This window comes from Komagataeibacter intermedius TF2 (genome assembly GCF_000964425.1).
In the GTDB taxonomy this organism is placed as follows: Bacteria; Pseudomonadota; Alphaproteobacteria; order Acetobacterales; family Acetobacteraceae; genus Komagataeibacter; species Komagataeibacter intermedius.
The window spans coordinates 1-239 of record NZ_BANF01000225.1; the positions used below are offsets into that span (position 1 = coordinate 1).

Below are 239 nucleotides of genomic sequence, written 5' to 3' on the forward strand. Positions count from 1 at the left end.
GGGGTAAAATGCGCATATTGTGTCGCGCGCTTCAGTCCTGCCCTCTCAATGTCTGTCGTGGAGGTGTGGATCGCCTCGCCAATCTCTTCCCAGCCTGGGCGGGCGCTATCGCTTTCGGATGGAAACAGGTTGTTCGCCAGTTCGCCTGCTCCAAAGCCGGTGAAGCGTGACAGGACGATCTGTTCGGGGGACAAGGCGTTTCGATCTGCTTCTTCGATCTCCTTGAGCAGCGCGATAGC

The 239-nt window shown here is 58.2% G+C and carries 1 protein-coding gene; it reads right to left on the reverse strand.

All coding sequences use genetic code 11. From position 1 onward, the window contains the following. The coding region (locus B7449_RS16555) for a hypothetical protein (RefSeq protein ID WP_048883852.1) at positions 1 to 239 on the reverse strand (239 nt) is incomplete at both ends.